The organism is Paenibacillus sp. V4I3 (genome assembly GCF_030817215.1).
Lineage (GTDB): Bacteria > Bacillota > Bacilli > Paenibacillales > NBRC-103111 > Paenibacillus_E.
Genome location: NZ_JAUSZA010000001.1, coordinates 7,802,370 through 7,824,664 on the forward strand (window position 1 = coordinate 7,802,370; position 22,295 = coordinate 7,824,664).

At 45.0% G+C, this 22,295-nt stretch carries 17 protein-coding genes; 3 read left to right on the forward strand and 14 right to left on the reverse strand.

Annotation, left to right across the window (positions count from 1 at the left end):
• Positions 1-112: 112 nt before the first annotated feature.
• From QFZ77_RS35980 to QFZ77_RS36005, 6 genes are all read right to left on the reverse strand, one after another.
• Complete coding sequence (locus tag QFZ77_RS35980) at positions 113-2,494, reverse strand: glycoside hydrolase family 95 protein (RefSeq protein WP_307448241.1); 2,382 nt, start codon at positions 2,492-2,494, stop codon at positions 113-115.
• On the reverse strand, positions 2,487-2,693 hold the full coding sequence (locus tag QFZ77_RS35985; RefSeq protein WP_307448244.1) for a hypothetical protein: 207 nt from the start codon (positions 2,691-2,693) through the stop codon (positions 2,487-2,489). The genes QFZ77_RS35980 and QFZ77_RS35985 overlap by 8 nt, the downstream gene beginning before the upstream one ends.
• A 17-nt stretch (positions 2,694-2,710) precedes the next feature.
• Complete coding sequence (locus QFZ77_RS35990) at positions 2,711-3,856, reverse strand: SGNH/GDSL hydrolase family protein (RefSeq protein ID WP_307448246.1); 1,146 nt, start codon at positions 3,854-3,856, stop codon at positions 2,711-2,713.
• A 21-nt stretch (positions 3,857-3,877) separates the two neighbouring features.
• On the reverse strand, positions 3,878-4,708 hold the full coding sequence (locus tag QFZ77_RS35995) for a carbohydrate ABC transporter permease (RefSeq protein WP_307448247.1): 831 nt from the start codon (positions 4,706-4,708) through the stop codon (positions 3,878-3,880).
• Positions 4,708-5,580, reverse strand: a complete 873-nt coding sequence (locus tag QFZ77_RS36000; protein WP_307448249.1) for a carbohydrate ABC transporter permease — start codon at positions 5,578-5,580, stop codon at positions 4,708-4,710. The genes QFZ77_RS35995 and QFZ77_RS36000 overlap by 1 nt, the downstream gene beginning before the upstream one ends.
• A gap of 77 nt (positions 5,581-5,657) precedes the next feature.
• Positions 5,658-6,992: an ABC transporter substrate-binding protein gene (locus QFZ77_RS36005; RefSeq protein ID WP_307448252.1), complete on the reverse strand. Its 1,335-nt coding sequence runs from the start codon at positions 6,990-6,992 to the stop codon at positions 5,658-5,660.
• Between the two features lie 175 nt (positions 6,993-7,167).
• Here QFZ77_RS36005 and QFZ77_RS36010 point away from each other — a divergent pair, with 175 nt between their 5' ends.
• The 3 genes from QFZ77_RS36010 to QFZ77_RS36020 all read left to right on the forward strand — a co-directional run bounded on the left by QFZ77_RS36010 (position 7,168) and on the right by QFZ77_RS36020 (position 10,520).
• Entirely contained in the window at positions 7,168-8,973 is a 1,806-nt protein-coding gene (locus tag QFZ77_RS36010) for a sensor histidine kinase (protein WP_307448255.1), read from the forward strand.
• Positions 8,974-8,994: 21 nt separating this feature from the next.
• A complete protein-coding gene (locus QFZ77_RS36015) occupies positions 8,995-9,651 on the forward strand; it encodes a response regulator (protein ID WP_307448257.1) in 657 nt (218 codons plus the stop codon).
• Between the two features lie 125 nt (positions 9,652-9,776).
• Positions 9,777-10,520 (forward strand): helix-turn-helix domain-containing protein, encoded by a 744-nt coding sequence (locus tag QFZ77_RS36020; protein WP_307448261.1) that lies wholly within the window; start codon positions 9,777-9,779, stop codon positions 10,518-10,520.
• An 80-nt stretch (positions 10,521-10,600) separates the two neighbouring features.
• Here the strand turns inward: QFZ77_RS36020 and QFZ77_RS36025 are convergent, their stop codons facing one another.
• The 8 genes from QFZ77_RS36025 to QFZ77_RS36060 all read right to left on the reverse strand — a co-directional run bounded on the left by QFZ77_RS36025 (position 10,601) and on the right by QFZ77_RS36060 (position 22,258).
• Positions 10,601-11,206: a pentapeptide repeat-containing protein gene (locus QFZ77_RS36025; protein ID WP_307448264.1), complete on the reverse strand. Its 606-nt coding sequence runs from the start codon at positions 11,204-11,206 to the stop codon at positions 10,601-10,603.
• A gap of 299 nt (positions 11,207-11,505) precedes the next feature.
• A complete protein-coding gene (lacZ, locus tag QFZ77_RS36030) occupies positions 11,506-14,538 on the reverse strand; it encodes a beta-galactosidase, LacZ type (RefSeq protein WP_307448267.1) in 3,033 nt (1,010 codons plus the stop codon).
• Between the two features lie 76 nt (positions 14,539-14,614).
• Positions 14,615-15,439 carry a carbohydrate ABC transporter permease gene (locus QFZ77_RS36035; protein ID WP_047682364.1) on the reverse strand — a complete coding sequence of 275 codons (825 nt, stop codon included), beginning with the start codon at positions 15,437-15,439 and terminating at the stop codon, positions 14,615-14,617.
• Positions 15,432-16,271: a carbohydrate ABC transporter permease gene (locus tag QFZ77_RS36040; protein ID WP_307450088.1), complete on the reverse strand. Its 840-nt coding sequence runs from the start codon at positions 16,269-16,271 to the stop codon at positions 15,432-15,434. The genes QFZ77_RS36035 and QFZ77_RS36040 overlap by 8 nt, the downstream gene beginning before the upstream one ends.
• Positions 16,272-16,457: 186 nt before the next feature.
• On the reverse strand, positions 16,458-17,771 hold the full coding sequence (locus tag QFZ77_RS36045) for an ABC transporter substrate-binding protein (protein ID WP_307448272.1): 1,314 nt from the start codon (positions 17,769-17,771) through the stop codon (positions 16,458-16,460).
• A 187-nt stretch (positions 17,772-17,958) separates the two neighbouring features.
• On the reverse strand, positions 17,959-19,734 hold the full coding sequence (locus tag QFZ77_RS36050; protein ID WP_307448274.1) for a cache domain-containing sensor histidine kinase: 1,776 nt from the start codon (positions 19,732-19,734) through the stop codon (positions 17,959-17,961).
• Between the two features lie 3 nt (positions 19,735-19,737).
• A complete protein-coding gene (locus tag QFZ77_RS36055) occupies positions 19,738-21,315 on the reverse strand; it encodes a response regulator transcription factor (protein WP_307448280.1) in 1,578 nt (525 codons plus the stop codon).
• Between the two features lie 40 nt (positions 21,316-21,355).
• Positions 21,356-22,258 (reverse strand): ArsR/SmtB family transcription factor, encoded by a 903-nt coding sequence (locus QFZ77_RS36060; RefSeq protein ID WP_307448283.1) that lies wholly within the window; start codon positions 22,256-22,258, stop codon positions 21,356-21,358.
• Positions 22,259-22,295: the final 37 nt, after the last annotated feature.

Here is a 22,295-nt window from a genome sequence, read left to right on the forward strand (position 1 = left end):
TAATAAGCGTTCACCCAATAGAGTGAACGCCTAATTACTTCAAAACTTTATTGTACTTCAATAGACGGCCTTTGGACGACAATAAAGGAATCGACATTCATTCCTGCCATCGTTAACGCTTCGTCCCAAACGACCGCAAAACGTAGATACACCCCTCCTCCGTAACGAATTCAATCCGATCAGCATCAATCCTACGATAATCGATGATAACGCCCTCCGACACAACGGTATCAACGGGCTGCTTGCTTCTTACTCTGCATAAACCTCGGTGTCGGGATCGCAGGCTCACTTCTGTCCATCCCCCCTGCTCCCACCGGATATCAACCTCGAATCCACCTCTGGCCAGTAAGCCTTTTACGAACCCGTCAGCCCACGGTGTGGGTAATGCGGGAAGTAGGCTAAGTTCATCGGCATGACTTTGAAGCAGCATTTCGGCGATACCAGCCGTGCCGCCAAAGTTGCCGTCAATTTGAAAAGGAGGATGCGCGTCGAATAAATTCGGGTAAACGGATGTCTCCAGCAGCTGTCGTACATAGCGATAAGATGATTCGCCTTCTTCCAACCTCGCGAACAAATTAATGATCCAGGCACAGCTCCAGCCCGTGTGCCCGCCACCCTGCTCCAGTCTTCTCCGAAGCGAGGTCCGCACCGCTTCCGCCAACTGAGGATGCTCATGAAGCAAAATTTGATTCCCCGGGTAAAATCCGTACAAATGGGACATATGCCGATGCCCCGGTTCCTTTTCCATGAAATCTTCTATCCACTCCTGAAGTTGTCCGTACCGCCCAACCTGTAACGGATAAAGTCGTTCCCTTGCCTGACTCAGCGCAAATTGGAAGTCCTGATCAACATCCAAAACTTCACAGGCCTGCATACAATTATTGAATAAATCCCAGATGAGCATGAGATCCATCGTTGCCGCTTTGCTGACTGCCGAGACAAAGCCATTGGACGAAACAAATTGATTTTCCGGCGAGGTGGACGGATTCGTAATCAGAAATCCTGAGGCGTCCTCTACCAGCCAATCAAGCGCAAACATGGCTGCTCCTTTCATCAAGGGATAAGCCTCGTTGCGTAAATAGGAAGTATCTTGGCTAAAAACATAATGCTCCCATAGATGCCTGCAAAGCCAAGCTCCCGACATCGGCCAAAAAGCCCAATGGATACCTCCATCCTGCTCGCCAACCGGATTAGACAGTTTCCAAATATCCGTATTATGATTAGCAGCCCAACCGCGGCAGCCAAATGTTTCCGATGCAGTAGCCGCTCCTGTAAGAGCCAATTCTCCGATCATCTTCAGCAGAGGTTCATGGCACTCGCTCAAATTACAAATTTCAGCAAGCCAGTAATTCATTTGAACGTTAATATTGGTCGTAAAATTGGAGGACCATGGCGGTTGGAGCTCCCGATTCCAGATGCCTTGCAGATTCGCCGGCTGGGAGCCCGGTCTTGAGGAAGCGATCAATAAATATCTGCCGAATTGAAAGAACAACTCCACCAAACCACGATCATCGGCGCCTGTGCGAAATCTTTCCAATCGCTTGTCAGTCGGTAATTCAGACTCCGCTGGGTCGCCAAGCTTTAATTCTACTCTATGAAATAAGCGTTGGTAATCTTCTATATGCCGCTCAAGCAGCTGGGTATATCCTCTGAGTCTTGCCGCTTCAATTCTGCTGAGGCAGGTGTCTCTTAGCTTCCGCTGCCGGTTCGGGTCGTCAACTGACGGATACGTCGTAGCAGCAGTTATCAGCAGAACTGCGTTCTGCACCCCCTGCACCGTAAGCTCCCCTTGATTGGAAACCGAAACCTCACCTTCATCGGCAAGCACGGCCAGATGCAGCTCGAACTCAATGCTTGGCCGTTCATCGTAGAGAATAGGAGGCTCCGCTCCCACACTCCTGTAGTTCGGCTCTACGTGACTGGGGCATCGTCCCTTGTACACCAGATGCTTGTCCGTCAGCCTGATCACTTCTCCCTGCAGCATGCCCTGCAGCGAGGCTGTAAAGATCAGCTCCTGCTGCTCCGCTTCGAGACATACAACCATCACCTGATCTGGGTTACTGCAAAATGCCGTCTGCAACAAGCACTGCTCACCGCTGGCCGTCATAAGTACTTGTGTAACGGCGTTGTCCAGCGACAGCTCACGCTTATACGTCGAAATCTCTCCCGGAAACTCGCGCTGGATGATCAGGTTGCCCAAGGGCAAGTACGACTGCGCATAGGAGCTCAACGCTTCTTGGTGGATCAACTGCTCTGCTTCTTGATAACTGCCTAGATCAATGAGACTTCTGACTTTGGACAGGCTCGGAAATGGACGCGGCCGCTGAGCGTCATGCGGAGTCCCTGACCACAGCGTATCTTCGTTTAATTCAATCCGCTCCACAGTCTGTCCGCCGAACACCATGCCGCCCAATCGCCCGTTACCGATCGGAAGCGCCTCTTCCCACTGTACCGCCGGTTGCTCGTACCAGAGCTCCAATTCTTTTTCACTCACACGCTTGCCCTCCTCCGGATATCCCACTATCAGAGATGAATCGTTTGCTATAAAAGTCCATCCAACGATTTTTTATTAAGGCATGGCCAGCTGGTGTCGGATGAATCCCGTCCCTAAAAAAGTCATCGTTTCTACCGCGATTACCGTCGGTAATCGAATCACCTTGAAACAATATGGATGAAACCCCAAATGTATTCATATCAATACTCCTTTAGATCAGCAATTGTTCCCATACCATGACAGGAAAGCATCCGCTATAGCTAAGCCCGCCACCCCGTTTGGATGCGGGTCCGAACTTGAGGCCATGTAGGCAGGCTTTAGCAGATTATCGTTTGGTGCTGCTTGGGAAAGCACCTCTGCCATATCAAACACGTGATCGGCACCAAGAATGGCATGTTGGCGTATTGAGTCATTGACCTGTCTCCAGACCAATTCCTGCGAATCGGTGAAATTAAATGTAGGAACTGTGCACAGGATAACCGTCTTTGCAGCATTGTCCTGCTTAAGCTTGATGACGATGGTCTGCAGGTCGTCCAGCAATTGAGCCGCACTTCGGCCAGCAGTACCAATATCGTTAACACCTAATGCAACGACAACCACATCGCTTTGCTTGGCCTTGTACAGCCAGGCCCCGTCGCTTGCAGCATCATAGGCTCTTGCCCATCCTGAACCGATATTCCATACGCTTCTAGAATCTCCTAGACCCTCCGCAATGTGTGCAGCCCAGTATTCATAAGCATCCAAACGTGTCCGTACGCCTTGGGTAATCGAATCCCCCAGAAAAGCAATGCGTTTCGCACATGCACGCTCATAGCCTATAAAATCCGGCAGCACCAGGCAGTTGGCAGATCTGCGGTATAAATCGGATGACGCTTGATCAGCAGCATGTCCCGGCGCATCATAGGCAGACACCAGCAAGCCTTCCGTATTGAAGGGAATGCTGTTCCCCGCATCCATAGTCGTAATCGTCCATGTAAACGCCAAATAGTTTCCTTCCGGGATAGCAAAAGTTAAGGCATCACTCCAGAACGTTTCACCCGGTATGACAAGTTTGGAGAACGAAGAATCGTAAGTTAACGGTACTTGAGTGCCCGAAACGACACTTCCATCGGGAAGTCTCCCACCGTCAGCTATGTAAGCCGCCTCAATTCTCCATGAACCCCCTTGCAGATTTGCCTTGGAAACAGACCCGTCCGCCCATGTGGAGTCCACGTTATTACTGCACCAGAATTTCATCTTCAGCTTTCCGTATTCCCTCGGGTTAATGTAAGTTCTGTAAGAGTGCGTAAAGGTTGAATCGCTAGTCATGATACAATTTTTTGCCGTTGAAAGAACGGTGGCTGACCTATAGGAAGCCCACATCGCTGAAATGACATCCTTTCCTTAGCCTTTGACGGCTCCGGCTGTTAAGCCGCTGACGATATATTTCTGCGCCATTAGATATAAGACAAGAACAGGTAATGAGGTCAGCGTCAAGTCGGCGAAAACGAGATTCCAGTCCCTGCTGAATTTACCGTAAAAGTTATATACGGATAAAGGCATCGTCCAATTGGAGCTATCCGTTAAGAAATAAATCGGGATCGTAATGTCGTTCCAGACAGACATAAACACCATAATCGCCACGGTGGCATTTACCGGAATAATTAACGGGAAAATCACTTTTATAAATACGTCGAACATATTGGCGCCTTCCAGAAAAGCTACCTCATCCAGCGCCCTTGGTATCGACCTCATGAAACCTGTGTACAGAAAAACGCTAAAAGCGCTGTTCATCGCCGCATAAATAAAAATTGCGCTCGTAATGGTGCCGTAAAGGCCCAACCATTGGACAACGCGGATCGTCGTAATAATCGAGACCGGAGCAATTAGCCCCATAAAGAAAAACAGGTAGATCAGATTGGAAAGCCGTGTATCCCGGCGCACAATAATGAAAGCAGCCGCAGAAGTCGTGATAATGTTCAACACGGAAGATACACCGGAAATCAGGATGCCATTCCAGAAAGCACGAAGCAGCCCTCCCTGTTCAATCACTTCCTTGTAATTGGAAAACATCCATTTACGAGGCAGCTTTAAAGAGAAATCCAATACCTCTGAGCTTGTTTTAAAGGAACCTAACAGCATAATGAGCAACGGAGCTATTATGGCGAGCGCAAGGATCAGCATGAGAGCTTCCACAACGAACGCCTTCCAGTCAGTTTTACGCAATGAAATCATTATTCCTGTACCTCCTTGTGGCGCATATACATAAGTAGCGGAATGGAAATGAGAGTAACGGCTATAAACAGTACGGTATTCACGGCCGTTCCAAGCCCCCAGTTGCCTTCACCGAATGCTTTTAAAATCATGGTCCCAATGACCTGAGAAGAATTCCCGGGACCTCCTCCTGTCAGAACGAACACCTCGGAGAACACCTTCAGGCCTCCGATTAAGGTCAGCATGACATTGATATTTATAGCGGGCCACAGCAACGGAAGCGTAATGTGAAGGAAGCTCTTCCAGCCTCCCGCTCCGTCGATTCTGGCCGCTTCGTAATAATCTTTCGAGATGGATTGCAGCCCGGCCAAATAAATAGCCATTTGAAATCCGGTAAATTGCCAGATCGCTAGTCCGCTAATCGTAAACATAATAACGGAAGGATCCGTCAGCCAAGCTTGCTTCAGAACACCTAAGCCTACGGCTTCAAGGATTTGATTAATTAAGCCCTCCGAACGAAGCATAGGGATGAACAAGAGACTGATGACCAGTACGCTTATAATGGAAGGTGTGTAAAATATCGCTCTTAGCCAATTTCTGGTTTTTAAATTCATATTCAGTGCAACTGCAAGAAGGATTGCCAGCACATTTTTGCCAATGACAGTTACAATAGCGAAGATAATCGTATTCTTGATGGCCAGAAGCAGCGTCTCGTCCGTGAAAATACGTTCAAAGTTATACAGCCCATTGAAATGGATCTCTTCCGTGTCCAACCGCCAATCCGTAAAGGAATAAAACAAACCAATTACCGTTGGCAGCACATAAAAAACCAAATAGAGAAGAAGAGCAGGCAAAATTAAATAATAGGAATACAGACGTTTCGTAATTCTCATGTTATCACGCTCCATAAAAAAACTTCGGCAGAATAAAGCCTTTAAGCTTCATTCTGCCTTTTGGCGAAACCTTATGCTTAGAAGCCTGGCATCTTCTTGTCTTTCATTAACTGTGCGAATTTCTTATCCCAGGAAACATAAACGTCTTTCGGAGTCTTACCGCCCGCATACATGTCTTGGTAGCCTTTCCATAGCTCTGAGATGTCGACAGATAGGTAAGCGTCCATTGTCATCGTCGTTTTATTCGTTTTCATATAGGTATCGACGATCGCCTGCTTATATGGAGGCAGTTCCGGCGTTTGGATATCTTTGAAATTGGAAATATACTTGTTCGCTGTTACAATTTTTTGCCCTACGCTTTGGGAGGCAAGGTAATCAAGGAATTTCTTGGTTTCCGCCAGATGCTTAGCTTTTTTAGGGACGAACAATTGGCCGCCCAGCGGGCTTATTCCCAAATCCGCTCCGTCTGCATACGGGATAGCAAAGAGTCCAAGATGAATGGTTGGATCTTTTTGATAGGCGTCATTAATGAGCCAATCCCCCATAGCCATCATAGCGACTTCCTTCTTCAGGAATTTATTGACAGCCATGTCATAGCTATCGCTTAATACATCTTTGTTCGTATATCCTTTCTTAAACAGGTCCAGCTGCTGCTGCGTAACGGTTTCAAAAGCGGGAACTTCGGTCCATTTGCGCTTATTCGCGTTCAAATCTTCCCACAGCTTAGGATCATTTTTCTTCGCATAATCAGCCAAAGCAGCTGCAGTCCAAATATTGGTAGCCCAGGAATCTTTAAAAGGCATGAAGATCGGAGTGATACCGCTTGCTTTAATTTTGTCACTAACCGCCAGCAGTTCTGTATAATTCTTTGGAACAGACAGTCCCAGTTCCTTGAATATATCCTGGTTGTAAACCATTCCCTGCTGCCCTGCGTCCTGATTCAGGTGAAACGCGTAAATATGCCCGTTAGAAGAAAGTACATCCTTGTTAAGCAATCTGGAAGCCCACGGCTCATTATCCAGCTGCTCAAAATTTTTATCCAGATTTAGTTCTCTTTCAGCACTGACTAGGTTATATAGAATCAGGTCAGGCACTTCTCCTACAGCCAGCTTCGTCTGCATGATCGTGGAGATTTGCTCGGAAGGAAGCATCTGAATGTTAACGTGAATATTCGTCTGCTTTTCAAACTCCGCCAGCATTTCTTTATTCGCATAAGCTGCGTTCTCAGAGCTTTTCCCCAATGCAAATTCAATCGTTGTTTTTGCTGACTGCGAGGGAGCCGCTTTATCAGAGCTGCTTGGCGTGCTGCTTCCGCCTGAATCTTGATTGCTTTTGGATCCACAGCCTGTCAGGGAGAGCGCTATCATAAGCGCAAGGGAGCCAAATACGATACTTCTATTTATTTGTTTCAAACTGAACCCCTCCATCATGTTTGTTTGATGAAACCCGTTGCAACTGGTTACAATTACGATTATAGGGCGCCACTCCTGCAAAGTACATGTTCGTGGTTGACTCTTCCTGTGTAATATTATGAACCAATTTTGGGGGTATTAACGATTTCATTCCGGTGTTATAGTAGGGATATTCATGACACTACAGGAAGGAAGGTGTGCAGGGGTGAATAACTTGATCGGCAAAAAGCCGCTGCAGATCAACCTCCAGACCAAGCTGTTTGCAACCTTTTTCATTTTGCTTGTCTTTATTCTCGGCTGTTTCCTGATTTATGTAAATGTGCTTGTCGTCAAGCCGCTTAAAGAAAGGACGATTCAGGACACCCTCTTGACGGCCACCAAGGTTGCGAGTCAACTGGATAGCTACATCGCTATGCAAAACCAGCTTTCGCAGCGCGTATTGTCCAATCGGGATATTTTCTCTTTTTTGTATGAGTCCTTAAACAAAAAGTCAACCTACACGATTGATGATTTAAATCAGAAACGTGTGCTTAGCGATATCATGTTTCGTGCCGTCGGCCCAAGCCTAAATATCCATGATATGATCATTTACAGTCTTCAGGGCGATGAGCTGGCCTCCTATATCGGTTATACGGACTTGCCTACGTTAGGGCCGGTGCTTAGCAACGATACGACAAGAAGGAAATTGGAAAGCAGCAGCTACATTCTCTATGCGCCCAAGGACCAGCCAATCTCCTTTATACGTTCCATCGTGGATGTGAACGGCACCGTCTTCGGCTATCTATCCATTCAGATGGACAATCGTGATTTGCAGTCTTTGGCTGACGCCGGAAACATCGGAAACGTGTATATAACGGACGGCAACGGTGAAGCGGTTATTAAGTCCTCAAACATGGAATACAAGATACCTGACGGAAGCAATGACAAACTTTCGAACACTAACGGCATTTATAAAGATACGTCTGACAACTATGTCGCCTTCCAGAAATCTTCGTTTACAGGATGGACGGTATATGTGATCACACCGAGCAAATCCGTTCTTGGTTCTGTCAATTCCGTTAAAAATATTGCGATAATCATCATTGTTTCACTGACGTTATTCTCGTTTTTGTACATCTATTTCACGTCCAAAAGTCTAGTGCTGCCGATCAGAAAGCTTCGCAGCCAAATTCTGCGCATCAACTACAGCAACTTGAGCATGAACATGGACAGCCGGTTGTACAACAATGAACTGCTGCTCCTGAACGAAGCGTTCCGTGAGCTTTTTGACCGGCTGCAAGAATCGATCGAAAGAGAGAAGATGGCGGTACACAAAGAGGCAATGGCTCGGAATTCGGCGCTGCAAGCGCAGATCGCTCCGCATTTTATTCATAATGTGCTTTATTTGATCAGCATAGCGGCTCAAGAAAACAAGAACCAGATCGTCAGTGAAATGTGTAAGCATTTGTCTGAAAATTTGAGATATGTCGTTTCTTCGCCGTATGAGCATGTCACTTTATTGGATGAAATCGAACATACCAAGCATTACTTATCGCTGATTGGGCAGCAATATGAGGATGATCTCATATGGGAAATAGACATCGATCATTCATCTGAATCCATACTGCTGCCACGCCTGGTCATTCAACCATTTGTGGAGAACTGCATCGAACACGCCTTCGATCGATCCGATCCTCCGTGGAAAATCCAGATTAAAGCCAAGCTGTACAACGGGCTGTGGGCTATTGAAATCACGGATAACGGCGGAGGGTTTGAGGAATCCAAGATCAAAGAAATTCTAAGAAATATCGACGACATGAACCCCGACTCCCAGGAGCAGGAGAGTCTTGCAGCGGGAATTGGCAATATGGGGATTGTGAACACTGTAAACCGCCTTAAGCTTATGTACAGGAACCGGTTATTTTTTAATTTGTACAACAATTCCGGCAGCCAGGGCGCTACCATCCAAGTTATTGCTTCGTTAACCAGAGACTTTTACTAGATTCATGTGGGAGGGACAACGATGTTTCAAGCTCTCATTGCAGAGGACAGCAAACCGATTCTGCGGAACCTTAAAGCACTCCTTCAAACTTCCGGTCTTCCCATTCAGGTCGCAGCCGTCGCTACGAACGGCGAGGAAGCACTGGAGATTTGTCACCATAACGCAATCGACATTCTCATTACGGATATCAGAATGCCCAAGATGGACGGTCTTACACTAATCGATCAAGCCAAAAAAATAAACGCCAAACTGAAGGTAGTTCTTATCAGCGGGTATAACGATTTCGAATATACACGAAAAGCCATTAATTTGCAGGTATGCGACTACTTGTTAAAGCCTGTAGAACGCAGTCAGATGATGGAGGTTATGGAACGAGTCGTCATCCAACTCATAGAGGAACACCATACAGAAAGCTCAGTATTTGACGGAATCATGGATCAGTCTGCCAGCCGTCTTATGAAACTGGAACCAGTTTTTTTTGAGCAATCCAAGCTGTTATGGGTGGTTCGCAAGCAAATCTTTACGCCCCTTTCAGATCACTGGGATTCGGGGATTATTAAGATGAGACTGACGGAGGCTTTTGAGGGTCATCCCTTCTGGCTTTTTCCAACTCAAGATCCCCTTCAGCTTCTTATCCTGACGATGCTTCTTTCATTGAGGGCCACAATTACAATTTGAATACATTGGAAAAAATACACAATTGCTTTGTAGCACTGGGCCTCGATGTCTCTATAGCTTGCAGTTCCAGATCGGTAGTGCCCAAGAAAATCCCCGAGTCTTACAGGGAAATTTCACAGACGCTCATGGAGCAATTAAACTTCTCCAAGCCGATCCTGCTGGATGTCAGCCTTCCTCAGCACATACAGCAATCTTCCAAAGAGGAAATAAACCGATTAAGCGACAACTATTCAGGCATGATACAGAGACTTCAGAAGGACCGCTTTCTCCTCCAGCTCTCCGAGCAGTTGAGTAAATGGCAGCAGGCTGACCTCCCCGTCGCCCAGTTGGAACGCTTTGTATCCCGGCTTGTAGGAGCATTCGAATCCTCCGCAAACCAGCATATCGAATGGAAAAACTGGGCGGTGCTTGAACAAGCCAGGAAACTGAAACTATTTGATCAAACAAGCTATACCGATTTTTGCTCTGAACTACTTGCATTTTCTGGCGAATGCTTCGACTTTTTGCTGACCTTTAACAAAAAAAGCGGCAATGAGTTGTTTATCAAAATCGATGAGCATCTCAGAACGAACCTGTATGCGCAAGTGTCCATGAGCGATCTTTCCACGAAATTTCATGTAAGCTCTTCCTATATAAGCCGAATCGTAAAAAAATATTCACAAAACACGTTCGTACATCACTATCTGGATTTGAAAATTCGCGAAGCAAGAAGACTTATGGAAACAAATCCCGATATGAAAATCAAAGAATTATCGGATGCTCTCTGCTTTCACGATCAGCATTACTTTTCGAAAGTGTTCAAGGAATATGTCGGATGCAGTCCATCGGAATACAAAGCAGCGATTCCCTTCACGCCTCAAGATGTATAAAGAAGCTGGGGCAAGAATTGGACAATTGAAACAAAAAAATCCGACTTGCCTTTTGAAAGGAAAAGTCGGATTTCTCAGTCTCAATCTATCTTTGCACCGTATGAACGCAAAAAACTAACAGCTTGTTCTCTGTCCATCCGTGCGCCTTTGACAACAAGCGTTTTAAAATCGATTCCATCCATATTAGCGCCACGCAAGTCCGCACCCTGCAACTTTGCTTTTCCAAAAATTGCACTTGTCAGGTCGCAATCTCTTAGATCAGCCTTCTCCAGATTAGCATCAGAAAGATCTGCTCCATAAAAACGAACTCCTCGCATAACCTGTTTTGCTAATCTGGCTTGTCTCAAATTTGTATAGGACCAATCCCCTTGAACCAATGTAACACCATCCATTTGCGCGCCTGCAAAGTCTGAGCCTGTCATTTTACAATGGTTAAATTCTGAAACGAAGAGATTAGCTTCAGTAAAATTGCAGTTTTCAAAAGCTGATTCTGTGTGAATCGAACCATTTAACAAAGCTCCGCGAAAATTGCATTCTACGAACCGGCATTGATTTATCGTGATTTCCTCCATCGAACTGTTAGTAAATGTACAACGTTTAAAGGTGCAGCGAATGAGTTCGCCGTATCTTAAATCCCGCCCACTAAAATCGACTGCCTCGTAGTGTTGATCCATATACTGAAACATATAGCCTCCCTCAAACAAACAACAATTGAATAACTAACCTTATAAACCCCACTATTTATTTTTTTAATATATCATATGCGTGTCAAGTCCCTGTCTAATCTCAATCAAAAGTCAAGAATTTTATTTTTGTATTTATTTTTTTGAAACATGCCGCTTCTTTAAAAGTTGGAACGATTCCTTAATACCTCTTGGCTATTCTATAATAAGATAGGAATGACAAAATGGTTGAGAGGGATAATTAGTCCCCACTCAACCACTTTTCTTTGTTTTCACCGATCAAAGCACGTCGAATGGTGCCATCATAGCCGGTGAATATTGAATTCAAACGCTAGGTCTTGATCGGCTTTGATCAAATACTCATCATGTACCGGCGCGCCCCAGCTGTCGTCACCACCAACGCCCATCTGTCTGCCCGCTACCGTGACGACCGTATAATGAACGTTCGGCAGCTCGTAATGATGGTAGGCATTTTCCAACTCGAATGCCGTAAACGGCGAAATGTTACATTCCACCGGCTGAGCAGCTGGTGCGGTTATCCGAATACCGTGACCATCGTCGTTCGTAATGTTCACACGGCGGACGCCCGTGCGGTTCCCCGACTCTTGCGGCACAACATATCCAGACACATTATCAGCAGCGTCATTATTGAACACCCCAAGCCTAGCTCCAAAGGCGCGATCGATATAGTTCTCCTCAGGTCCCATCGCGTACCAATCCAAATGGAAATAATCAGCTGGAACCTTGAACGACAACGCGAATATCGGCAGTTTCGGAAGACCGGTTGCCCCCTCGTAGCGAGATTTGACGTTCAAACTGCCGTCGGCATACACCGTATATGCAACTGTCACTAGAACGTCCGCGCTAATGCTAAGCTTGTAACGAAATGTTACTGTTACGCTTCCCGCTTGCTGCGTCAATTCGACTCCGATGCATTTGCGCGTTAAGCTCGCCGCGTACCAAGCACCCGAATCAAAGCCAAGCGAGAATCCTTTATCGTTATCCGTTGTCGCACGCCAGAATAACGGCGCTGGCGGAATGGCGATCATCTCTCGCCCGGCATAGTTCAGTGAAATCAGGCTTCCCGCCTGCTTCGAGAACATGATACTAAAATCTCGTCCATGAACCCCTATGTTTACATCGCCATCCACGACTCTGAATGATCCTTCAGGCTGTGCAGACGAAGCCAGATCATCAACCAGAAATACGTACTGCCCGAACGCAACTTCATATCCAGCTTCAGCCCATAGGGTGCTCTCCTTCAAATTGAGCGACGTATGTACGACATACTCACCTGGCTCATCAACAGACGGCAGCTCAAGCGGCACATACGCCTCGTTTTGCGCCGGAACGTCGATATTCCTCTTACCTCGGAATATCTCCTTGCCTTCTTTATGAAGGACAACTAGCAGATCATAGGCCTCCGTACCTTCGAACAGGTTCTCGTTCGTCACCTTCACACCTTTACGATCCGGCACGAGTTTGATGTTCTGGTAGAGGAATTTCACTTCCTGCATCTTTGGCGATACCTTGCGGTCCGCATAAACGATACCGTTCGTGCAGAAATTATAATCAGTGGCGCGGTCGCCGAAATCTCCGCCGAATGCGAGAAACTCTTTGCCGTAACGATCTTTCTTGACGATCACCTGATCGATATAATCCCAGATAAATCCACCTTGATACATCGCATATTTCTGTTCGAGCTCTGTATATTTATGCATACCGCCTACCGAATTACCCATCGCGTGCATATACTCGCAGCTTATATAAGGCTTCTGCGGGTTATCGTTCAAATAGGCCTCAATGTCTGCCGGCTTCGCATACATGCGGCTCTCCATATCGCTTGTATCGTTATACTTGCGGTTATGAAAGACCCCTTCATAATGAACAAGTCGACTAGGATCCTTCTCCCGGAAATAGTTCGACACGTTTAGCAGGACTTCGCCCGCATAGGCTTCATTACCAACTGACCAGATCAGAATAGAAGGATGGTTCTTGTCGCGCTCGACCATCGAAATTGCACGGTCCATCACGATATCCTGCCATTCCGGCTTATTCGCTGGAATATTCCAAGACGGCTCTACTGCGCCCATCTTCTGCCATGAACCATGCGTTTCCAAGTTCATCTCGTCAATAACGTAGACACCGTAGATGTCACACAACTCGTACCATAACGACTGATTCGGATAATGTGATGTCCGGACGGCATTTAAATTGTTGCGTTTTAGCGTGGCGATATCCCACAGCATATCTTCCTTCGTAATGGCCCGTCCTCTGCGGCTATTGAATTCATGACGGTTGACACCCTTGAAGATGATTCGTTTGCCGTTAAGGTGCATAATTTTATTTATCATTTCAAACTTACGGAAGCCGACTCTCTGCGAAATAACCTCAACAAGCTTGCCTGTATGATCATATACGCTGACATACAGAACGTACAAATAAGGCTTCTCTGCACTCCAAGTAGTAACTTGTCCCGCATCAATAGACAACGATATAGTTTCGAGGGTTGACACTTCGGAGCGAGCTGTCGCCACTGTATGCCCCACCGCATCCTTCAATTCAAGATAAACAGCAGCTTCTTGCCTATCTGCAAGCTTGATATCCGCACGAAGGCTGCCCTTCTCATAAGCGGCATCAAGATCAGCATGGACAAAAAGATCGCGAACGTGAATGCTCGGAACGGTATATAAATAAACGTCGCGGAAAATGCCTGAGAAACGCCAGAAATCTTGATCTTCCAGCCAGCTGCCTGTACTTCTTTGATACACTTGGGCAGCAAGCTTATTCTCACCTTCCTGCAGGAACGGCGTCAGATCGAATTCCGCCGGAGTGAAGCTGTCTTCGCTATAGCCGACAAATTCACCGTTTAACCACAAGTAAAAGGCTGACTCCACGCCTTGAAACGAGATGTAGACGGGCCTGCCCTTCATATTATCAGGCAGTGTGAAGTACTTCACGTAACTACCGACCGGATTATCATTTTCCGGAATAGCTGGCGGACGAATATCGTGATGTCCATCCCATGGATACATCGTATTAACATACTGGGGCTTTCCGTAACCCTGCATTTGAATGTGTCCTGGCACTTCAATATTGCTCCAACTGCCGCACTCGTAATCGAGCTGATGGAACAGCTCGGGACGATCAGCAGGCTTCACGGAATAGTTGAATTTCCAACTGCCGTTCAGGTCGTGCCGCAGCGACATCGGCGCTGTTGCTTCTGCTTCCTCTAATGTTTCGTAATAACGGTGATCTGAGTGCGCCGGCAGACGGTTCACAGCAAATACGCCTACATCGGTAAGCCAGCTTAGGTTTGGCTTCGTCAAATTCATTACATTATTCCCCCGTAAAGTTATTTAAAAGCCAGGTGATATGCGCTGTGTGCGTAATCACCTGACTTTCTTTTTTCTATTTCACCGAGCCTGTCATACCCGCTACAAAATGCTTCTGCATGAGGAAGAAGACAAGTGCAGTCGGAATCGTCGAAATCACGATAGCCATCATAATAATACCATAATCAGGTGAATAGCTTGATCCCAAATTCGATATCAGCATGGGTATTGTTTTTTTCTCCGGTGATTGCAGAACGATGAGCGGCCATAAATAGTTGTTCCAACTCGACATGAACGTAATGATGCCCGCTGCGGCGTATGTCGTCTTCATCGTAGGCATGAAAATACGGAAGAATAGGCTTAATTCGTTCAGCCCGTCAATTCGACCAGCCTCCAAGAGCTCCCTCGGAAACATCTTCGTACTTTGACGGAAGAAGAAAATCAGGAATGCTGTAGTGAATGTCGGCAGCACAACGCCGGACACCGTATCCAACCCGATAAATGGAATAACGCGCGAGATACCACCGAACATTTGAAACAACGGTACCATGATGGCCGCGAACGGAATCATCATTGACAGTAACAGAATGTTAAATACGACGTCCTTCGCCTTACTTCTATAAATTTCAAAGCCGTACCCGGCTAGAGAGCCGATTAACATGGCCAGCACAGTCGTTGTAATCGAAATTTTTGCGGAGCTCAGCAAGGCTGGTACAAAATCTACGGAACTAAACAAGTTTGTTATATTTTCCACAAGGTGGCTTCCCGGCAGCAATCTTCCTTTGGTTACATCGGCCGACTTATTCGTGGCGCTGATAATCATCCATAGAAACGGAAATATGGAAATAAACGCAGCGACACTCAGAAATATATAAATAAAAACACGTTTCCATTTATCCATTTTTATCACCTGCTGCTTTAAACTGAACAAACGCCAATATAATGATCATAATCACGATGGAATACGACACGGTTGCCGCATATCCGAAATCCGCTGAATATTTAAAAGACAAGTTGTAAATATACTGGGAAATGGACATTGACGCGTTCCCCGGTCCGCCCTTCGTAATGTTAACAACTTCATCAAACAACTGCAGCGTACCAATTGTCGATGTAATGGAAGTAAATAAAATGATGGGCTTGAGCAGTGGCATCGTAATTCCGAAAAACTGTCTCGTTGATGAAGCTCCATCAATCTTTGCAGCCTCGTAAATCGATTGATCGATATTTTGAAGCGCGGACAAGTAGAAGATCATATTATAGCCTGTCCAGCGCCATGTGATTGCAAGAATAACCGTCACTTTTGCCCAGAACGGATCCGTGATCCATTGAATCGGGCCTGCAATAAGATGAATCTTGATCAGAAGTTTATTAACCAAGCCCTCCGTAGCAAACAAATATTTAAATATAACGGAATACGCTACAAGCGAGGTAACAGCCGGTAAGAAAATCGCCGTACGGAAAAAGCCTTTCAATTTTAACTTACTGTCGTTCAATAACACAGAGATAAACATAGCTAGAACAATCATCACTGGAACCTGGATAATCAAGTAAATAAACGTGTTCTTAACCGCGGTTATAAACGTTTTATCGCTAAACAGACGAGCATAGTTGTCGAAGCCGACGAAGGATAAATTCATTCCCTTACCCGATTTAAATGACAAAATAAGAGCTTGAATCATGGGATAGAAATAGAACGCTGCAATCATGATGACCGCCAGGATAATAAACATCCAACCAGTCAAGTTAGCTCTTGTGCGAATATTTACGCCAGGCCTCGCTGCTTTCACGTTAGCCTAACCCCTTTCTTTACGGAAATAAAACCATGGAACTTCCTTCAACTCCTGCAACCGGAACGTTAACTTTGGAATCAGGAGAAGGCGAAGCCCCAGGTTTTATTAATTGCCGTATGATCTAAATTATTTAACTTGTGTTTCTGCTTGAGCTTGAGCGTCGCTTAACACTTTGTCGAGATCCGTACCCTTTAAATAATTTTGCATTTGGACGACAAGAATATCTTCAATCGCATACGTATGCATACCATAGTTCACCTTTGGAATTTGCTCTGTCCATTTGGCGAAATCGGCAATTACTTTTTGACCACCGAAGAATTCGTCAGCTTGGGTGTACGCCGGTCCGGATGCCGCGGCTTTTAATGTACCGATTGCACCAATCTCCGTAACAAGCTTCTGATACAATTCAACGTCAGAGCCAAATGTCTGTTTCAAGAAATCAGCCGCAGCTTCTTTTCCATCGACGTTCATGACATACCACGAGCTGCCGCCAAGGTTCGATGCATGAACAGATTTTGGGTTGTTTGTCAGTTTAGGAAACGGTACGACAGCCCATTTGCCGGACTGCGACGCTTCTTTTTTAACCGAAGCCGTAATCCAGTTACCAGTTGGAATAGTAGCTACTTCGCCACTATTGAATGCGCCAACGAATTGGCTCCAATCCGATGTGACCTTCACAATGTCCGCTTTCATTATATCTTTATAGGTTTCAGCCGCTTCCTTCAAGGCCGCATTGCCTGCCAAGTTAGGCGTCGTTCCATCTTCTTTTAAATACCACGAGCCTGCGGACTGAATCATCATGCGAATAAGCCCAAGATCGTTCGGATCTTGCGTTAGCAGTTGTTTGCCTGTTTTGGCTTTCACTGCTTTACCGATCTCAATCAGCTTCTTCCAATCGATATCCTGCAGATCCTCAACTTTGTAACCCGCTTGCTCTAAGTAATCTCTTCTTACATATAATCCAGCAACGCCGGAATCAAATGGAACCCCATATTGTTTGCCATTTACACTTGTAGGTCCGATTTTGTAATCGGCGAAATCAGTCGGTTTAATCACATTCGTTAATTCAAAGAACGAATCAGGATAAGCTTGCAGGAAGCTTTGTGCACGATAATCTTCGATCAATACGATTGTCGGCAAACTTTTTGTCGTGCCTGCATTCAATCCTGCGTTCAATTTCTGAATGATATCGGCTTGCGCGTTTTCCACAATGTTGATCTTCAAACCGGAATCGGGATTTTTCGCCGCGTAAGCTGCTTTTGCACGTTCCATAGCACCAATATTAAATACTTTATCCCACGCCCATACTGTAATTTCCTTTGCAGCTGCAGGCGTAGCTTCAGCGGTTTTTCCACCCGTATTCGGCACATTATTCCCTTTGCTTGCGCATGCCGTTAATAGTACTAAGCTGGCCAACAGAATGGCGAGTACCTTTTTCACAAAAATTCAGCCCCTTTTAAATTACTGTAAATTAGTTTTGAAAGCGTTTGCCTCGCTAACAATAGTCATTATAACAATTCGTTAAAATGACCCGTTAGTAATATATTTGTGTGGATTTGTCATTCTATTGTTAGCTTTCTATTGATTTTTTATGTAATAGCAATTAATTTGTTTATTGGTATTTTTTTTAGGTATGAAGGAGTGGAAGCTTTATTTTCACTCTCGTTCCCTCGCCGATGTTACTCACAATGGTAACGCCGTATTCCTCTCCGTAAAGCAATGCTACACGGTCATGTACATTTCGAATTCCAATACCGGAGAAAAAACGGCTGCTGCTAACGGAGCTCTGCGGATTATTCCCATTATCAAAGCCTTTCATTCCAATACCGTTGTCGATGACCTCGCAGACCAGCGCATTTGCCTCCCGCGACACCAGTACATAAATGTACCCTTCGTTCCTTTCATGAAAGGCATGAAAAAATGCATTTTCGATAAAAGGCTGGATGATGAGCTTGGGAACATGATAGTTCATACAATCTTCGGCTGCAAAATAATCGACTTTGATCTGCTCACCGTAACGCACGTGATTAATAAATACATAATTTTTCAAATTAACTAGTTCTTGCTCCACGGTTATCGTTTCACTAATGTTGCTGACGGTATTCTGGAGAAGGGAAATAAGGGAGTTGATGGTAGCGGCGGCTTTCTCCTTATTCCCCTGCTGGACCAAAATTTTCACGGATGCCAGCGTATTGTATAAAAAATGCGGGTTAATCTGCATTTGCAGAGCGGATAGCTCCGCGTTGCGCTGGTCCTTCTGTGTCTGAATCAGCTTCTTTATATATTCGTTAAGCTCGTCCAGCATGTAATTGTATGCATGTCCGAGTTCCTTGATTTCGTAGCTGCCAGTAACCGTTATATAATTATCGAAATTATTTTCCGTAATGCCCGACATTTGTCTGGCAAGCAGGGTCAATGACTTTGTCAAACGTCTTGAAATAACAAATACAATAAGCAGAGCTGCGAACACGATAGCCATACAGATAAGCGCAACCCTTTTGACATCAACCATCTGACTAAGAACCATTTGTTTATCAATGAGATTGACTAGATAAAAATCATACGTAGGAAGGTATTCCGAAAGCACTAGACTGTTTTTCCCCATAACACTTACATCTTTGACATTTATTTTTTTTTGTTCAATTTCTTTTGCATAGCCAAGTAAATCAGGCGCCTCTTCGCCAATTAACTCATGGCGGTTACTTGATACGACATTGCCCGAACGATCCAATATGATAACGTCGTTGCCATCGCTTGTGAAGTTCGTGAAGAACCGCTTAAAGTCACTTTCTCGTATGGCAAAATAAAGAACACCATATGGATTGCCGCTCGTTCTCTCCATAAGTGCCCTAGAAGCGACAATCACCGGGTCAGCTTCAGACGTATTGGTTATGCTTTCTTTATCCAATTGATAGATAAGCCGCTTTGGCGCGACTAGGGTATTGACGGTTAACATGCTGTTTCTCAGCTTTTCCAATGAGCTTGGCCAATAATAGCTATCCGTCGAGTGGCTTTTCTTATTCATTCCACTGATCGTAATTGTAACTGGGTAGGCTGCTACATTAGACTGAATTCGTTTCATCTGCTGGCTAGCCTCATATTGACTTCGCACCGTAGAAAGTGTGTCCATATCCGTATTCGTCAGAAACTCTTTTATTGTGCCGTTCTGCAGCACATTATTCGATGCCGTAACGATAGAATAATTGAACGATTCGAAATTCGCTTGAATCTGGCTAATGATTTTTGAGTTCGTAATACTGAACGTATTCATGAAGAGTCGCTCCGACATTTGAATCGTGACAACTGAAGTGAAGAGCGACACGGAGATAATACTAACCACCGTGACGATAAACATTTTAATAAAAAGACCATGATATTTAAATTTGTCCAGAAGTCTCCTCATAACCTAGTTCCTTTTCTTGTTGAGATGAATTTTTTTGTATTGGCTCGGTGATATGCCCGTTAATTTCTTGAATACTTTTGTAAAATAACTATGGTCCGAATAACCTACTTTTTCGCTAATTTCGGATATAGATGCGAAATCCTGCTCCAGAAGATTCGCTGCCTTCTCGACTCTGATCTTGTTCAAATATTCGCTGAAGCCTTCTTTATTATGCGATGTGAAATAACTCGACAAATAAGAAGGATTAAAATGAAAATGCTTAGCTATTTCCGTTAGGCTGAGTGGCTCAGCGTAATGCTGGTGGATATAATCTAGAAGCATCGTCATATTCGGATTTCCGCCCGTTGACCGCTTCGTTTTTATAACAGCGTTTGTTTCTTGTATAAATGTCTCAAGAAGCCTGATTGCTTCGCTGACATGCGACGCTTCGCCTATCGATTTGAAATAAGCATATTTCGCTTCTTCCAAATTCTTCATATCCAACTCCAAACGGCCAAGCACAATTGTTATATTAAAAATGATATTTCCCAAAAAGGACTTAAACTCAAACACATCCGTTTGATAATGGTTTGACGCGGCCTGCACGTACCCCAATAAATCCTGGAAGGCCTCTTCGAACTGTTGTCGATTCATTTGTTCGGTAAAGCGAGTCATATTAAATTTCGCAACCTCTTCAGAATGTTTCGGCAGTTCCCCATATACAATTAAATTGTTGGAGGTAGGTAAAAAAAAGCGATAAGCGTTTATTTTCAGGAACCCATCCCTAAAGTTCGTGCCGAGCTGTCTCAAATCGCTAAATGCCTCACCGACCGTCCAGCCAATCTCCGGCTGCTGATTCCTTGTCCAAGCGGCAAGCCTCCGAACGATAAATGTGAAACGATCCCACTCGCTCTTGTCCATGTTTACCAGCACAACAACCATGTTAGGATCAGTGGGAACGGGATAATAAACCGCATGATCGAAGCCACTATCCAACTCAGCAGCAATTTTCGCCATCCATTGAGAAGCGGTATGTTGATCCTTGCTCTTGCTCGGCAATTGCTTGAGATCAGCCCCCAGCAGGATGTAACTAGGATATGGAAAAGCAGCGGTGATATCTTTAAAATCGTCATCGACCTCATAACCGGAAATAAGCTTATCAATGACAATCTTAATGGACAAGCTGCCATCGTCATTTGACTCTTCCAGCTTTAAAGAGGGAATCTTACGCGCGGTGCGCTTCAATATGTCGAGCAGCTGCTCAGCTTCAAGCTTTGGCTTTAATATATAATCAGCAACCCCGCTTTGAAAGGTTGACCTTACATAATCAAACTCACCAAAACTGCTTAATATGATCACTTCAATTTCCGGGAACTGCGACTTTATCACACGAGTAAGCTCCGCTCCTCCCATAACAGGCATCACGATATCGGTAATAACGATATGAGGCTGCATGCGCTCTATTTGTTCAAGAGCTTCTTTGCCGTTGGAAGCCTCTCCTACGATCTGAAACCCCTCTTGTTCCCAGTGCAACAAGTGCTTGATACCCTGTCTGACTAAAATTTCATCATCTACAATAAGTATACGACAAGAACGAGCCATCCCTTTACCTCCGCATTGAATATCTATTACCTTCTTCAAATCATTCGTAATAACTTCGAATCACGATGTCTTGATCGTAGTTGCCGAATCCCCTGCCGAATAAGGTTAATCCTCCTCGACCTCGAGCGGTATCTTCAGCACTTATTCGCAATGTCCACTGCGTGCTATCCCATTGTACATCCTTGATCGTGACATCCGAAATTTGCTGACCATCTATGAATGTACCGTTTGCATTTATTCGAAGTACTTTCATTAATCCGTATTGATTGACGTCAGAATGCCACCAATCTGGTGACAATCTACCTCTCATTCGACCGAAATCTCCGGGACTCGTCCACATTCCCAGTAATTTATCATTGATTGTAAATAGGATGTCCGAAGGCCAGTTTTCATTAATATGGGGAGCTTCGGAACCGATTTCCATTGAGATTTCAATTTCTTGTACGATTTGATCTTTGAAGAGATAGTTTGGTAATTTATATTCGACAAACCCCCTAGCAAACCACAAAATGCCTGCATGAACGCGTTCAGGATCCAAAAAATAGGTCGGATTATCGTAATAACCGATCATCTTTTCTGTTGTTGCAATTCCACACGTAGGGGAAGCCGCGAAATCCGTGTATTGGCCGACAGGCATAGCAACCTCAACGAATTTTCTTTTCAAAATAGAAGAACGGGATAATTTTATTTGCAGGTACTCCGTTGACAACGAACAAAACTTGTAGGTCCCGCCGTTAACCCTTTTCATTTTATAGCTTACAAGCCCTGCTCTCTGCAGTTTGGTAACGTGTTTACTGACAATTGCACTGCTTAGGTAAAGCTCAGAAGCCAATTCTTTAATATGCATCTCTTTTGTATATAATAAATCAATAATCTGCAGCCGCACCTCGCTCGCCAATGCTTCGTAGACCCGAAGCGATTCCGAATCCGTTGTTAAATACATAATTACACACCCATTCTTGAATTAGTAATTTAGTTAA

Coding starts and splice junctions, on each gene's coding strand:
- QFZ77_RS36010 (WP_307448255.1), top strand. CDS start 7,168: ATGACACTACAGGAAGGAAGGTGTGCAGGGGTGAATAACTTGATCGGC.
- QFZ77_RS36060 (WP_307448283.1), bottom strand. CDS start 22,258: ATGTATTTAACAACGGATTCGGAATCGCTTCGGGTCTACGAAGCATTG.
- QFZ77_RS36040 (WP_307450088.1), bottom strand. CDS start 16,271: ATGTTTATTATCCTGGCGGTCATCATGATTGCAGCGTTCTATTTCTAT.
- lacZ (WP_307448267.1), bottom strand. CDS start 14,538: ATGAATTTGACGAAGCCAAACCTAAGCTGGCTTACCGATGTAGGCGTA.
- QFZ77_RS36055 (WP_307448280.1), bottom strand. CDS start 21,315: ATGGCTCGTTCTTGTCGTATACTTATTGTAGATGATGAAATTTTAGTC.
- QFZ77_RS35985 (WP_307448244.1), bottom strand. CDS start 2,693: ATGAATACATTTGGGGTTTCATCCATATTGTTTCAAGGTGATTCGATT.
- QFZ77_RS36025 (WP_307448264.1), bottom strand. CDS start 11,206: ATGTTTCAGTATATGGATCAACACTACGAGGCAGTCGATTTTAGTGGG.
- QFZ77_RS35995 (WP_307448247.1), bottom strand. CDS start 4,708: ATGATTTCATTGCGTAAAACTGACTGGAAGGCGTTCGTTGTGGAAGCT.
- QFZ77_RS35990 (WP_307448246.1), bottom strand. CDS start 3,856: ATGTGGGCTTCCTATAGGTCAGCCACCGTTCTTTCAACGGCAAAAAAT.
- QFZ77_RS36015 (WP_307448257.1), top strand. CDS start 8,995: ATGTTTCAAGCTCTCATTGCAGAGGACAGCAAACCGATTCTGCGGAAC.
- QFZ77_RS36020 (WP_307448261.1), top strand. CDS start 9,777: ATGGAGCAATTAAACTTCTCCAAGCCGATCCTGCTGGATGTCAGCCTT.
- QFZ77_RS36035 (WP_047682364.1), bottom strand. CDS start 15,439: ATGGATAAATGGAAACGTGTTTTTATTTATATATTTCTGAGTGTCGCT.
- QFZ77_RS36050 (WP_307448274.1), bottom strand. CDS start 19,734: ATGAGGAGACTTCTGGACAAATTTAAATATCATGGTCTTTTTATTAAA.
- QFZ77_RS36000 (WP_307448249.1), bottom strand. CDS start 5,580: ATGAGAATTACGAAACGTCTGTATTCCTATTATTTAATTTTGCCTGCT.